The organism is Pseudomonas paracarnis (assembly GCF_904063055.1).
GTDB lineage: Bacteria > Pseudomonadota > Gammaproteobacteria > Pseudomonadales > Pseudomonadaceae > Aquipseudomonas > Aquipseudomonas paracarnis.
Window position 1 is genome coordinate 338,164 of sequence record NZ_CAJFCN010000003.1, and the last position, 13,328, is coordinate 351,491.

General features: G+C 62.3%; 8 protein-coding genes. 1 reads left to right on the forward strand and 7 read right to left on the reverse strand.

Annotation, left to right across the window (positions count from 1 at the left end; genetic code table 11):
• Positions 1 to 123 precede the first annotated feature (123 nt).
• Positions 124 to 348, forward strand: a complete 225-nt coding sequence (locus JMV15_RS08750; RefSeq protein WP_003191162.1) for a YgdI/YgdR family lipoprotein — start codon at positions 124 to 126, stop codon at positions 346 to 348.
• A gap of 121 nt (positions 349 to 469) precedes the next feature.
• On the opposite strand, the gene JMV15_RS08755 is transcribed toward JMV15_RS08750, so the two are convergent.
• The 7 genes from JMV15_RS08755 to JMV15_RS08785 all read right to left on the reverse strand — a co-directional run bounded on the left by JMV15_RS08755 (position 470) and on the right by JMV15_RS08785 (position 13,292).
• Positions 470 to 1,894 carry a polyurethane esterase gene (locus JMV15_RS08755; protein ID WP_038450074.1) on the reverse strand — a complete coding sequence of 475 codons (1,425 nt, stop codon included), beginning with the start codon at positions 1,892 to 1,894 and terminating at the stop codon, positions 470 to 472.
• 128 nt (positions 1,895 to 2,022) lie between these two features.
• Positions 2,023 to 5,130: an autotransporter outer membrane beta-barrel domain-containing protein gene (locus tag JMV15_RS08760; RefSeq protein WP_038450072.1), complete on the reverse strand. Its 3,108-nt coding sequence runs from the start codon at positions 5,128 to 5,130 to the stop codon at positions 2,023 to 2,025.
• Between the two features lie 205 nt (positions 5,131 to 5,335).
• The gene (gene eprS / locus JMV15_RS08765) at positions 5,336 to 8,293 is read right to left on the reverse strand and encodes an autotransporter serine peptidase EprS (protein WP_038450070.1); all 2,958 of its coding nucleotides are present in this window, start codon (positions 8,291 to 8,293) and stop codon (positions 5,336 to 5,338) included.
• A gap of 125 nt (positions 8,294 to 8,418) precedes the next feature.
• The gene (locus JMV15_RS08770; protein ID WP_003191155.1) at positions 8,419 to 9,759 is read right to left on the reverse strand and encodes a TolC family outer membrane protein; all 1,341 of its coding nucleotides are present in this window, start codon (positions 9,757 to 9,759) and stop codon (positions 8,419 to 8,421) included.
• A 2-nt stretch (positions 9,760 to 9,761) separates the two neighbouring features.
• Positions 9,762 to 11,075 (reverse strand): HlyD family type I secretion periplasmic adaptor subunit, encoded by a 1,314-nt coding sequence (locus JMV15_RS08775; RefSeq protein ID WP_014718407.1) that lies wholly within the window; start codon positions 11,073 to 11,075, stop codon positions 9,762 to 9,764.
• Positions 11,072 to 12,823 carry a type I secretion system permease/ATPase gene (locus tag JMV15_RS08780; protein WP_014718406.1) on the reverse strand — a complete coding sequence of 584 codons (1,752 nt, stop codon included), beginning with the start codon at positions 12,821 to 12,823 and terminating at the stop codon, positions 11,072 to 11,074. The genes JMV15_RS08775 and JMV15_RS08780 overlap by 4 nt, the downstream gene beginning before the upstream one ends.
• A gap of 100 nt (positions 12,824 to 12,923) precedes the next feature.
• Entirely contained in the window at positions 12,924 to 13,292 is a 369-nt protein-coding gene (locus JMV15_RS08785; protein WP_014718405.1) for an AprI/Inh family metalloprotease inhibitor, read from the reverse strand.
• Positions 13,293 to 13,328 lie beyond the last annotated feature (36 nt).

Below are 13,328 nucleotides of genomic sequence, written 5' to 3' on the forward strand. Positions count from 1 at the left end.
TAATAGATAAATGGCGCCTGCAACTTTTTGCAAAAAAACAATCTGATGAGGGGGTTGATCAAGTAATATTTATGGCCGCGCAGCCAGACGCTGCGGGACTTTTCAGGGTTAAAGGTAAGGGTTATGAACATGAAGAATTTGGGTCTGCCACTGGTTGCACTCACTTTTCTGGTATTGGCCGGTTGCTCCACGCAAACCGTGGTGACCTTGCAGAACGGCACGCAGTATTTGACCAAGGACACGCCCAACGCCAAGACCGCCGACGGCTTCTACGAGTTCACCGATATTGCCGGCAAGCGTATTCGTATCAAGGCCGATGATGTGGCCACGGTGCGTAAGGAAAAGTGATCTTCTAGCAACACCCCATCAAATGTGGGAGCTGGCTTGCCTGCGATAGCGATTTGTCAGTCACCGCATGGCTGTCTTGACCGCCGCCATCGCAGGCAAGCCAGCTCCCACACCGAATACGTTAGCTGATGACTATCCCCTCCCCCGACAGACTGCTCACACCCACCAGCGTCACCGAATCCGTACCAAAGCTAATGACGGTATCCGCGCCCACCACCTTGACGTGGTCGCGGTAATCGGTGCTGCCCGCCACGTCGTTGAACACCAGCTTGTCCGTCGTCTGGTAGCCAATCACCCGGTCATTGCCAAACTGCCCGCTAAACAAAAACGTGTTATGCCCGCTGCTGTCACGGATGGTGTCATTGCCCTTGCCACCTTCGATAAAGTCCGCGCCCCTGCCGCCTTTGATCAAGTCGTCGCCGTCACTGCCAATGATGAAGGTATTGCCCTTGTGCGCCTCGGCATTGCGGTTGAGGTCTTGCACCCAGGTGGTGGCCCGTGCCGGATCGGACAGGCTGGCGACGATCACCGTCGAGTCGCGGGTCATCTGTTCGTAGAAGCCCGAGTCGAGGATGCGGGTCATGCCGTCGCCGTAACCGGTGGGCAAGTGCGAGACCCAGGTGGGCAGGTTGAGGATGGAAAATGGCAGCAGGTTCCACAGGGATGAAGCGTAGTGGTCGTTGAAGCTGACGATGTTGTCGGTGCTCGACTCGTGGGGCTTGTCGTGCACGCCCAGGGACGACAGGTTGAATGACGAGCCATCCAGGGCGCGGAACACCGGGTCGTTTTCATAGCCGACGTTAAGCACCTTGTCGCCGGCGCTCTGGGTCGGCGATGCGTAGGCCACGTAGTTGGAGTCCTTATAGAACCCCGACCAGCTGTTGTCGCTCAAGTCGGCCATGCTGTTGACCGCGAGGCCCCCAAGGCTGTGGCCGCTGACCACCACGTCATTGCCGCCCAAGCCCTGGGCACTGGCGTAGTCCGCCACGTTTTTGAGCAAGCCGCCAAAGGCTTCGCCCGCGTAGTTCTTGGCATAGTCCTTGGGCCCGAAGGCGGCGAGCAGGTCGCTGATCACATCGCCGATGGAGTCGGTGATCACACTTTCCCGAGGCCCCGAAGTGCCGCGAAAACTGATGCCGAGCTCCAGCAGCTTGCCCGCGTCATCGTACTTGCCCAGCACCTCGGCCTGCGCCGTGCCGTAGCCGAATTTTTCGCCAAAGAAGGTGCCGCGTTCATCAACCTTGCCGCTGTAGCCCAGGGTACTGGCGCTGATAGGCTTCCAGCCGGCTGCTTGCACCGCCTCCAGGGCGGCTTTTTCCGAGTCGGGGTTCCAGGGGATGCCGGGGATGACCCCTTGGGCATTGCTGCCGCCAATCAGCGCGCTGACCAGGGTGGCAGGCAAGCCCAGCCCGAGGCCGTTGTTCTGGTAACCGACGGCAAAGCCGTTATCCAGGTTGTGGTAGGAATACAGCGTGATCGCCATGGCATCGGCGAACAACGCCTTGGAGTCCTCGGTACCGAGGTTTTTATAGTCAAAGATACCCATTGGTAGTGCCTCTCTGTTGTTGGATTTGTAGAGAAAGCCAAAACACCTGTTATCCGTTACCACCTGTAGGAGCGAGCTTGTGTGGCGAGGCAGCTTGCTCCCTCGCCACAACCCACTGCATCTGGCCTTTAGAACGCCCAGTCCAGGCTCAAGCCGACGCCGTGCACCTTCTCCTTGCTGGCCAGCAGGCCGTTGTAATCGAAGTTCACCCGCGCATCCTTGCTCAATGCCAGGCTGACCCGTGCTCCGACCAACGCGGCATCGCGCACCATTGGCGCACTTTCCACCGTGAACGACGGGCCGCCCGAGGCAAACGCCAGGTGCTGCTCCGAATCGGTGCTGCTCAGGTTGTGCTGCCAGCCCAGGGTGCCGGAGACTTCCAGTTGCTGATGGTCGTTGATATTGAAGGTCTTCAAGGCACGCATACCCAGGGTGCTGAGCACCAGGTCACGGCTGTCGTCGCCACTTCTCAGCGCGGCGGCGTCGCCCTTCTCTTTGAAGCTGTCAGTGTCCAGGTGCACGTAGGCCAGATTGGCGAACGGCTCCAGGGCCAGCGGTTGCAGGTTGATACGGTACGCCGCCTCCGTGAATACCTGGGTGCTGTGGGCATCGACCTTGGCTTTTTGCTTGCCGCTGACGTCGCCGTATTGCAGGTCGCGTTTGACATCGGCGCGGTGCCAGCTGTAGGTCGCGCCGCCACTCAGGCGCCAGGCGCCGATTTCATGCCCGGCATAGGCGCCGAAATGATAGCTGTCGACCGAGGCGCGGCTGTGGGTGCCGCTGCCCATGTTCAGCGACGTGTCGCTGTAGCCGGCCACCAGGCCGATGCGTGTGGCCTCATCGAGGGCGCCGTCCACACCGGCGAGCATGCCGCCGATAGAGGTGGTGTAGCCCGCCGTGTCGTTGCGGCTGTCGGTCTTGCCCCATGCACCCAGTGCCTTGACCCACACGTTGCCACGGCTGTCGATGGCTTGGCTGGTAGCGCCCATCTCGCCATTGCGCAGGCGTTCGCCCACCGCTTCGCGTACGTAGCGGCTGTCATTGACCAGTGCGGTTTCCAGCGCCGGGTATACCTCCCCGCTCAGTTGCTGGAACGCGCCTTGAGCCGAAGCGGCGGTGGGTGCCAGCAGCAAGCTTTCATACACGCCATTGCCTGCGCCCAATTGCTCGGCGGCGGCGGCCACGGCGCGCTGGTTCGGCGTAGCCGCCACGCTGGCGAAGCTGTTAGTGCGTGCCACATCCAGCTGCACACCGTTGGCGGCGTAGTTCAAGGTGCCGCCGACAAACAGGTAATTGGGCACCACTGCCGCGAAGCTACCGGTGACGCCGCCTGCCGCTTGCAGGATGTTGTACTGACGGCCGATCAGGCTTTGGGCCTGGGTGGCGCTCAGCAAGGTCGGGCTGTTTTCCAGGGCAAGAGTCACGGTGCCGCCGTTGAGGGTGGCCGTGCCGCCGGCGACGATGCGATCGCTGCTGGTGGGCGACAGTTCTACCGCGTAGGTCGAACCCGGTTCAAAGTTGACGTTGCCCGCCACGTTCAAGGTGCCGATGGAATTGCCCGGCGCCACGGTGCCGCCGCTTTTCGCGCTCAGCGAACCGATACGCCCCGAACCACCGACCACACCGCTCTGGCTGACGGTAACGTCGGAGGTGACCGAACCGTTGATTGCCAGCAAGCCCTGGTTGACCAGCGTCGGCCCGCTGTAAGTATTGGCGCCGGTGAGCACCAAGGTACCGATGCCTTGCTTGGTCAGGCCGCCATGGCCCGAGATGTCGTTGCTCCACACATCCCGCCCGCAGTGCAGGTCATCGCACACACGCTGGGTGGGTTTGCCGGCATCCACCACCGCGCCGACACCCGGCAGGTCCGCGACGAACTGGCCGCTGCCGTAGGCGCCGTCGATACGGAACTCGGCCGGGATATCCTCAGCGGTGATAAACATCCCGGGGCCGTTGACCGCCTTGCCCAGGTTGATCATGCCCCAGCCATACAGCGAATCGATGCCCGGCGCGCCGAGGTCGGTGGCGGTGGTCTTGAGCACGGTGGAGATCTGGTCGCCGCTCATGTATTGGAAGCGCTCCATCAGCACCGCTGCGGCGCCTGCCACGTGAGGTGCGGCCATGGAGGTGCCATTTTTGTTGGCCCAGTCGGTGGTGAGGTTGCTCAGGTCGGTACCGTTGATGATCGAACTGTAGATCTTGGTGCCGGGTGCCGACACGCAAAAGCTCGCCGCATAGCCACAACGCGAGGAGAAAGTACTGATCACATACGGATCGGGGCTTGCGGTATTCGGGTTCTGCTGGAGGGCCGCGACGGACAGCCAGTTAGGCGCGATCTCTGGCACAAAATACGCAAGGCCGGAAATCGCATCCGGGTTGTTGAGGTTGTAGTCATTGCCTGCAGCAAAGATGGTCAGCACACCGCTGCGGGCCGCGTCGATGGCGCCTTGGTACGCGCCACCTGCTAGGGTGCCAAGGATCGGCCTGATGGTATTGAACTGCGCCTGGGCTTCGTTGACGGTGAAATTGGGGAACGCCGGATCGCGGCCGCCCTTGGCGTACTGATCACCGATGCCGATGCCCCAGCTGTTGTTGATGATACGCGCGCCACTGGCGACCAGCCCATCCCAGCCGGCCTTGTACACGGCGCCGTCGTTGCCGAGGATGATCCCGTCTTCCGGGCCCGGGTCACCGTTTTCGGCGGTGAGGATTTGTGCGTTGAATGCCACGCCGTGCATCGGCCCGCCATCGCGGTTACCGGCCGCAATGCCGCCGACATGGGTGCCGTGGTTACCCAGCTTGCCGTTGGAGTCCTTGGACGGCGTGCCGTCGTAGCGGAACGCGTCGCCGGCCTTCACTGGGATATACGGGTCGGTGTATTGGCGAATGCCCTCGGTGACAATCGTCACCACCTTGTCGGGGCTGGCAAACTCCGGGTGCTGGGCGTACACCGGCTGGTCGAAGATCCCCAGCTTGACGCCCTTGCCGGTATAGCCAGCCGCATAGGCGGTGTCGGCGTGCACGGCGCCCAGGCCCCAGTCGGCCTTGAACTCATTGCTGCGCCAGCTGGCGGCGTCGCCCAGTTTGCCGGTTTCCACATAGGGTGCAGCCTGGGCGGTCCCCAGGCTTGCCAGGCAACACAGCAACGCGCCGTATGGCACGCAGCTCAGCGCCTTGAGCGGATAGCCCGGGCCTGTGTGGATGGCGGTAGTTAACCCTGACTTGCGTTTTTTCACGGTGACCTTCCTTAGTTTTCTTATTGCACGTGTGTAAATCACTTTCTCCAGAACGCCGCCGCTGATCGTTCCCACGCTCCGCGTGGGAATGCGGCCCCGGACGCTCTGCGTCCCAAAGCGTGACGCGGAGCGTCACAGGAGGCGTTACCACGCGGAGCGTGGGAACGATCAGCGGAGCGTGGGAACGATCAGGTTCGCGGTGTCTTCAGAACTGCCAGTTCAGGCTCAAGCCAACGCCCTGGGTTTTCGCGCGCCCACCCAGCTGGCCGTTGTAATCCAGGTTGACCCGCGTCGACGCATTCAACGCCAGGCTGGCCTGCACGCCCACCAGGGCAGCATCGCGCAGCAATGGCGCACTGCGCACCGCAAATGAAGGCCCGCCGGCGACAAACGCCAGGTGTTCCTCTGACTCCACCGCCGTCAGGCTGTGTTGCCAGCCCAACGAACCGGACAGGTCCAGTTGCTGGTGGTCATTGAGTGCCAGAGTTTTCAGGGCGCGCACACCGAGGGTGCTGAGCACCGCATCACGCCGGTCGCTGCCGCGTTCCAGGGCAGCGGCATCACCTTTTTCGTGGAAGGACTCGCTGTTCAGATGCACATAGGCCAGGTTGGCGAACGGCTCCAGGGCCACCGCTTGCAGGCGGATGCGGTACGCGGCTTCGGTGAAGACCTGCGCCGTGGTCGCGTCCAGCTTGGTTTTTTGCTTGCCGCTGACATCCCCCCATTGCAGGTCGCGCTTCACGTCGCCGCGATGCCAGCTGTAGGCACCGCCGACGCTCAGGCGCCAATCACCCAGCTCGCGCCCGGCGTACGCGCCAAAGTGGTAGCTGTCGATGGACGCCGATGAATGGGTACCGCTGCCCATGTTCAAGGAGCTGTCGCTGTAGCCGGCAACCACACCCACGCGGGTCTGCTCATCCAGCGCGCCGTCCACACCCGCCAACAGGCCGCCGATGGAGGTGGTGGACCCCGCCGTTTCAGTGCGGCTATCAGTCTTGCCCCAGGCGCCCAGTGCTTTGAACCACAGGTTGCTTTCACCGGCCACTGGCACATGGCGCAGGCGCTCGCCCACGGCGTTACGCAGTTGCAGGCTGTCGTTGATCAGCATCGCACCCACAGCCGGGTAGATTTCCCCGGACAGTTGCTGCAAGCCCTGCTGGGCCACGGCAACCGATTGCGACTGCAGCAGGCTTTCATACACCGGGTTGCCGGCGCCCAATTGCTCGGCGGCCACCGCGACGTTGCGCTGGTTGCGGGTCGCGCCGACGCTGGCGAAGCTGGCGTCGTTGCGACCCACGTTCAGTTGCACGGCATTGGCGGCGTAGTCGAGGGTGCCACCGAGGAACAGGTAGTTGGGCAGCACTTGCCCGAACTGGCCCTGAATGCCGCCCGCCGCCTCGAGAATCGAGTACTGCCGGCCGATCAGGCTTTGGGCCTCGCTCTGGCTGAGCAAGGTCGGGCTGTTTTCCAGCGCCAGTGTGACGGTGCCGCCGCCAAGAATCGCCTGGCCACCGGCGACAATGCGGTCACTGCTGGTGGGCGTCAGCTCCACGGCATAGGTCGAGCCGGCGCCGAGGTTTACGTCCCCTGCCACTTGCAAGGTGCCCACGGAATTGCCCGGCGCCACACGGCCGCCGTTGTTTACCGACAACGCGGCGATACGCCCGGAACCGCCGAGGGTGCCGCTGTCATTGACCGTCACTGCCGAAGTCAGCGAGCCATTGACGGCCAACAGTCCGCCGTTGACCAGGGTCGCACCGCGATAGGTGCTGTCGCCGCTGAGCACCAGACTGCCGGCACCGGCCTTGATCAGGCTGCCCTCGTACACACGCTGGGCCGCCGCTTGGTCGCGGGCACTGCCGATGGCGTAATCAGTCTGGTCCTGCTGGCTGGCAGAGGCACCCACGCCGTTTTGCCAACCCTTGTCGATCAGGGTTTGCTGCCAGGCCGTGTGCTCGGCGCGGTCCTCGGCCTGGCGCTGGATGAGCGCCTGGTCGGAGATGCCGTTGCTCCACACATCGCCCTGCCCGGCGGCCAGGTTGACCTCCATGGGCCCGAGCAGTTGCCCAGGACCGTGCATCGCCCGGCCCAGGTCAGGCACGCCCCAGCCGACAATGGCGTTGGGCGCCTGGGTGATCGAGCCGTCGAGCTGCGTGGCGGTGGTCAGCAGCACCTGCAAGGCTTGCTCGTTGGTCATGTAGGGATAACGTTCCATCACCAGCGCCAACGCGCCGGTGGCATGGGGCGCTGACATCGAGGTGCCGGACTTCACCCCATACCCCCCGTCAGGAATGGTGCTGTTGATCAGCGCGCCGGGGGTAGAAATACACCAGTACTTGGCGACGCCGCATTTGTTGTATTTCTGGTTATTGGCCTTATCCAACCCGGACACGGCCAGCCAGTGGCCTTCCAGTTCCGGCTGGAAATACGGCAAGGCCGAGCGCACGCTGGCGTTGGCATAGCCGCTGTTGCCGGCGCTGAACACGTTGATCACACCGGCCTTGGCCACGTCCGCGGCCGCGTCCAGCCAGGTGCCACGGTTGTAATGCTGGGCGTACGCCGCGTGCATATTGTCCAAGGTCTGGTAGCTGACGTCCTTGGGCTGGCTGCCCCAGCTGTTGTTGATGGCGCGCACGCCGGAATCCACCAGTGCGGTGTACACGGTCTTGAAGTATTTGGGGTCTGGCGTGGGGCCGAACAGGAAGCTGTCGTTGGCGTTGGTGTTGCCCACATAGACCTGCGCGTTGTAAGCAACGCCATGCATACCCACGCCGTCGCGGGCGGCGCCCATGGTGCCGGTGACGTGGGTGCCGTGGGAATCATTGTTCGGGTTGAGCGCGCCCGTGGTGCTGAAGGCGCTGCCATCGACATAGGTGCCCGTGGCGGTGACCGGGTGGAAACGGTCTTTGGAAGCTTCCGGGTGATTGGTATCGAACCCTGAGTCCAGCGCACCGATTTTCACGCCTTGGCCGCTGATCCCGGCGGCGTAGGCTTCATCGGCCTTCATGCGGCCCAGTCCCCAGTCGCTCTGGTACTCGGCGGAGCGCCAACTGGCGGGGTTACCCGGTTGGCCGGTCTCGGTGTATTGCGCCTGTGCCGCAACGGACAGCAAGAGCAAGGAACCTGCGGTGAAGGGTTTGAAACGTGGTGAATCGGTGATCATGTGCACACTCCCTTTTATTGTTATTCCCCCTGTAGGAGCGAGCTTGCTCGCGAAGAACTCACTGGCACCGCGTGTAGCCAGGATGTCCACGTCATCGTTGACGTTTTTCGCGAGCAAGCTCGCTCCTACAGTTTTCCATCCGGGCCGAAGGCTTCGTCCACTTTGGCCAAGTCGGTGTCACGCAAGTTGCCCGCGTAGTAGTGCAATTTGGTCCAGGCCATCAAGTAGTCATAACGCGCCTGGGCCAGGTCGCGGCGGGTGCTGTACAGCTGCTGTTCGGCGTTCAAGGCATCGAGGTTGACGCGCTCGCCGCCGAGAATGCTCTGCTTGGTCGACACCACCAGCGCCTCGGCGGATGCCAGCGCTTTCTGATAGGCGCGCAACTTACTCACGCCCGACAGGCACGCACTGAACTGGCGACGCAATTCGATCAGGGTTTCCCGGGTCTTGCCTTCCAACTCGTACTCCGCCTGCTCCATCGCGCGGCTGGCCTGGCGGGTGGAGGCCGAGATACCGCCACCGGCATACAGCGGCATGCTCACTTCGACGCCGATGGTGTTGGTGTCGTAGCGCTGGTTATAGGTGTTGCCGCTGTCGGACTCCTGCTTGCGCGAGGTGGCATACGCGGTGATTCTGGGCAAATGCCCGGCACGGTTGCGTTCCACTTCATAGCGCGCCACTTCCAGGGACTGGCGCTGCGAAGCCAGCACAGGGTTGTTGGTCAGCGCCAACTCATGCCAGGTGTCGTAGTTGGCCGGGGTCAGGGTGAACGCGGCAAAGCTCTGGTTCAGCGGTGCCAGGTCGTTGATGTTGACGCTTTGCACACCGATCAATGCGCCCAACTCCCGGAGCGAGGCGTCCTGCTCATCCAGGGCCTGGATCTCTTCGGCGGTGGCCAACTCGTAGCGCGACTCAGCTTCAAGGATATCGGTGCGGGTGCCCTCGCCTTGCTGGAACAAATGCCGGTTCTGCTGGAACTGTTGTTCGAACGCCTTCTTCTTGGCCCTGGCGATGTCGATCTGGTCCTGGGCAAACAGCGCCTGGGTGTAATAGCTCAACACCCGCACCAGCAACGCCTGGCTCTTGTCGCGAAAGCTTTCATCGGCGAACAGCGCCTGGGCCACGCCCTTGCGGTAGTTGGCATAGGCTTCGTAGTCGAACAACGGCTGTTGCAGGCTGAAGGTCGAGCCATAGCTGTTGTAGTTACGGTCGTCGCGGTAACTACCGCCGCGCCCGTCGGGCAGGTGCGCTTCGGAATTGTTGCGGCCCTTGTTGTAGTTGTAGGACAGCCGCGGCAGCAAGCCGGCACGGCCAATGGTGCGGTTTTCCAGGCCGGCGTCGCGCTCCTTGATGGCGCCGAGGAACACCGGGTCGTTGCGCAGCGCCTGCTCGTACACATCGAAGGGCCCCATCGCGGCCTGGGCACTGCCACACACCAGCAACAGCGAAATGAACACTGGCTTCATGCTCATTCCTCAGTCAACGCAGAGCCGGCGCGGTCCAGCAGCGGCTTGAACAGATAGTTGAGCAGTGAACGCTCGCCGGTGCGCACGAACATCTCGGCGGGCATGCCGGGCTTGATCACCAGGCCGTTGAGTTTTTCCATCGCCGCCTCGCTGACGCTGGTGCGCAGCACGTAGTACGGCGCACCGGTCTTTTCATCGAGCATCTGGTCGGCGGAGATCAGGCTGACTTCGCCCGGCACCCGTGGCGTGCGGCTTTGGTTGAAGGCGGTGAAGAGGATGTCGACAGGCAAGTGTGTGCCGACCTTGTCCACCAAATGCACCGGCAGGTGCCCTTCCACTTCCAGGCGTGTGCCCTGGGGCACGATCTCCAACAGGGTTTCACCGGCACGCACCACGGCGCCTTCGGTGTGCACGCTGAGGTTGACCGCGATGCCATCGGCCGGCGCGTTGATCTCGCTGTGTTGCAGGTTGAAGCCGGCGGAGGTCAGTTGCTGTTCAAGGGTCAGGCTGCGCAGTTGCGCGTCGGCCAATTGGCTGCGCACCTCTTTTTGATATTCCTCGCTGTGCTGCTGCAATTTGAGCCGCGACTCAACAATGCCCTGCTCTATCCGGCCGCTTTCACCGGCGTTTTGCGCCAGGTCCTGCTGCACCTGGGATAACTGGCGCTGGTAGTCCATCAGGCGGTTGCGCGGGATGTAGCCGTTGTCGGCCAAGGGTTGCAGGTTGCTCAGTTGCGCGCGCAGAGATTGGGCCTGGGCGGTCAAGTCACTGCGGGCACGGCGCATACCACTTAGCTGAGAGTTGGCGCCCTCGATGCTGGCGCGGATCCCGGCTTGTTCACGGGCAAACGCGTCGCGACGGCTGCTGAACAGTTGGCGCTGACCTTCTAGCACCAGCATCAAGGCCGGATCGGGGTTGGCACTCAGTTCTGCAGGAAAGGTGATGCTGGAGAGGTTGTCACGCTCGCTCTGCCAGCGCGCCACGCTGGCCCAGGCCATGCGGTACTGGGCTTGCAGCGATTGCACATCGGCCTGGTTCTGGGTCTGGTCGAGACGAAACAGCGGCTGGCCTTGCTTGACCAACTCGCCCTCTTTCACCAGGATGCGGCTGACCACGCCGGGGCTGAAGGTTTGTACCGCCTTGCGCTTGCCAGACACCACCACGGTGCCTTGGACCGGAATGCCTTGGTCCAACGGTGCGAGGCTGGCCCAGAGGAAAAACCCACCGGCACCGACAATGGTCATCACCCAGCCCATTTTTACGAAAAAGCCGGCATCGCGTTCTTTGATTTGAGGTTCAACAGTAAGGCTGCTCATGCGCCTGGATTCCTTCCGGCCTGGTAGTGACGGCTGAAGCTGACACCGGTTTTTTCTTTCGGCGCTTCCTGCTGCCCGGACAACGCCCGCAGCACCTCCTGACTGGGCCCGAACGCTTGCAGTTGGCCTTCGCCGAGCACTAGCAACTTATCGGCCTGGGCCAATGCCGAGGAACGATGGGTGACCAGCACCACGCTGCTGCCCTGGGCTTTCATCTGCATGATGGCGCTGGCCAATGCGGCTTCGCCGACGGTGTCGAGGTTGGAGTTGGGTTCGTCCAGCACGATCAGGCGCGGCCCGCCGTACAGGGCGCGGGCCAGGGCCACGCGTTGTTTCTGGCCGCCGGACAAGCCACCGCCGTTGTCGCCCAGCACGGTGTCGTAGCCTTGGGGCAGGCGCAGGATCAGTTCATGCACGCCGGCCTGTTGCGCGGCCTTGACCACCAGTTCCGGGTCGGCTTCGCGAAAGCGCGCGATGTTGTCGGCGATGCTGCCACTGAACAGCTCGATGTCCTGGGGCAAATAGCCGATATGCGGGCCGAGGTCGTCGCGGTTCCAGCGGTGAATATCCGCGCCGTCCAGGCGTACGGTACCGGCCAGGGTTGGCCACACGCCCACCAGCACGCGAGCCAGGGTGGACTTGCCGGAGCCCGACGCGCCGAGCACGCCTAGCACTTCACCGGCAGCCAGGTTAAAGCTGACCTGATGCAGGGTCGCCATGCGCCGCCCCGGCGGGCCGGCGCTGACCTGCTCGAAACTGACTTGGCCGTTGGGCGCAGGCAAGGCCATGTGCTCGACCTCTGGCGGGAATTCGCGCAGCAGTTCGTCGAGGCGCTGATAGGCCAGCTTGGCCGAACTCCATTGCTTCCACACTGCAATCAGTTGGTCGATGGGGCTGAGTACGCGGCCCATCAAGATGGAGCCTGCGATCATCATCCCGGCGGTCATGTCGCCCTTGATCACCAGGTAGGCGCCCAGGCCCAGCACCAAAGATTGCAGGCACAGGCGCAAGGATTTGCTTAAGGAGGTGATGATCGAACCGGTGTCGCTGGCCTGGTTCTGCAAGCCCAGGAACTGCGAATGCACGCCAAACCAGCGTTGGCGCAGCGCACCGAGCATGCCCATGGCCTGGATGGTTTCGGCGTTGTGCAAATGGCTGGTGGCCAGTTGGGTGGACTGCTGCGAATAACCGCTGGCCTCGCCCAATGGCTTTTTGGTCAGGTATTCGTTAAGGCACGCCAGGCCAATCAACAGCACCGCGCCGGCCGTGGCCAGCACGCCGAGCCACACATTGAACAGGAAAATCACGAACAGGTAGATCGGGAACCAGGGCGCATCGAAAAACGCGAACAGCGCTGGCCCCGTGATGAATTGGCGCAGAGCGGTCAGGTCGCCCAAGGATTGCCCGGCGTGCCCTTGGCCGCGCTGCAGGTTGCGTTCGAACGCGGCTTTGTACACGCGCAAGTTGAAACGTCGCTCCAACTGGCTGCCAATGCGGATCACGATAAAGCTGCGCACCACTTCCAGCAGGCCGATAAACGCAAAGAAGCCCACGACCATCAGCGTCAACATCACCAGGGTGGTTTCATTCTGGGAGGACAACACCCGGTCATACACTTGCAGCATGTAAATCGAGGGCACCAGCATTAATAGGTTAATCAATGCCGTGAAACAGCCAACGCTGATCAAAATACTCTTGTATTCACCCAACGCCCTGAATAAGGGCGCCACCCCATGGGACTTCGCCATATTAATTGTTTTTCCTTGCAGCGAATTACGCAAAAGGGTCACCCCTACCAAGTAGGGTACGGCCGCCTAACAAATCGAGTTATATGCTTATAACTTTTAATTAAAGTTTTCGTTGCAGCCTTACAACTTCGCCCGCTTTAGTGCGGGCTTGATAGTCGCCCTCTTTCTGGCGATTCAAATGGGTGATCCCTGAGCCTTCAGCGTTAAACAGCCAAATACCATCCGGGGTGGGCGACCACGTCAGCGGCTTGTCGCCCAGCCATTGCTCGGCACAGGCGATATCGCCCTCCAGGGCGTTGGCTTGCTCCACTAACTTGAGCGCGCACACCTGATCCTGCTGCTTCAGCTCCCACTGCCCGGCAAGCTGCGCGGAGGTGGGTAATACAAGACTGCTAGCCATTGCGTGGGCTCCTGCCGACACGAACAACACCTGCACAACACAGGCGATCAAATGGGAAAAACGTGGCATATCCAACTCCAGCCTGGAGCGCGGCGCCGAAGCACC

Coding starts and splice junctions, on each gene's coding strand:
- JMV15_RS08750 (WP_003191162.1), top strand. CDS start 124: ATGAACATGAAGAATTTGGGTCTGCCACTGGTTGCACTCACTTTTCTG.
- JMV15_RS08755 (WP_038450074.1), bottom strand. CDS start 1,894: ATGGGTATCTTTGACTATAAAAACCTCGGTACCGAGGACTCCAAGGCG.
- eprS (WP_038450070.1), bottom strand. CDS start 8,293: ATGATCACCGATTCACCACGTTTCAAACCCTTCACCGCAGGTTCCTTG.
- JMV15_RS08770 (WP_003191155.1), bottom strand. CDS start 9,759: ATGAAGCCAGTGTTCATTTCGCTGTTGCTGGTGTGTGGCAGTGCCCAG.
- JMV15_RS08775 (WP_014718407.1), bottom strand. CDS start 11,075: ATGAGCAGCCTTACTGTTGAACCTCAAATCAAAGAACGCGATGCCGGC.
- JMV15_RS08780 (WP_014718406.1), bottom strand. CDS start 12,823: ATGGCGAAGTCCCATGGGGTGGCGCCCTTATTCAGGGCGTTGGGTGAA.
- JMV15_RS08785 (WP_014718405.1), bottom strand. CDS start 13,292: ATGCCACGTTTTTCCCATTTGATCGCCTGTGTTGTGCAGGTGTTGTTC.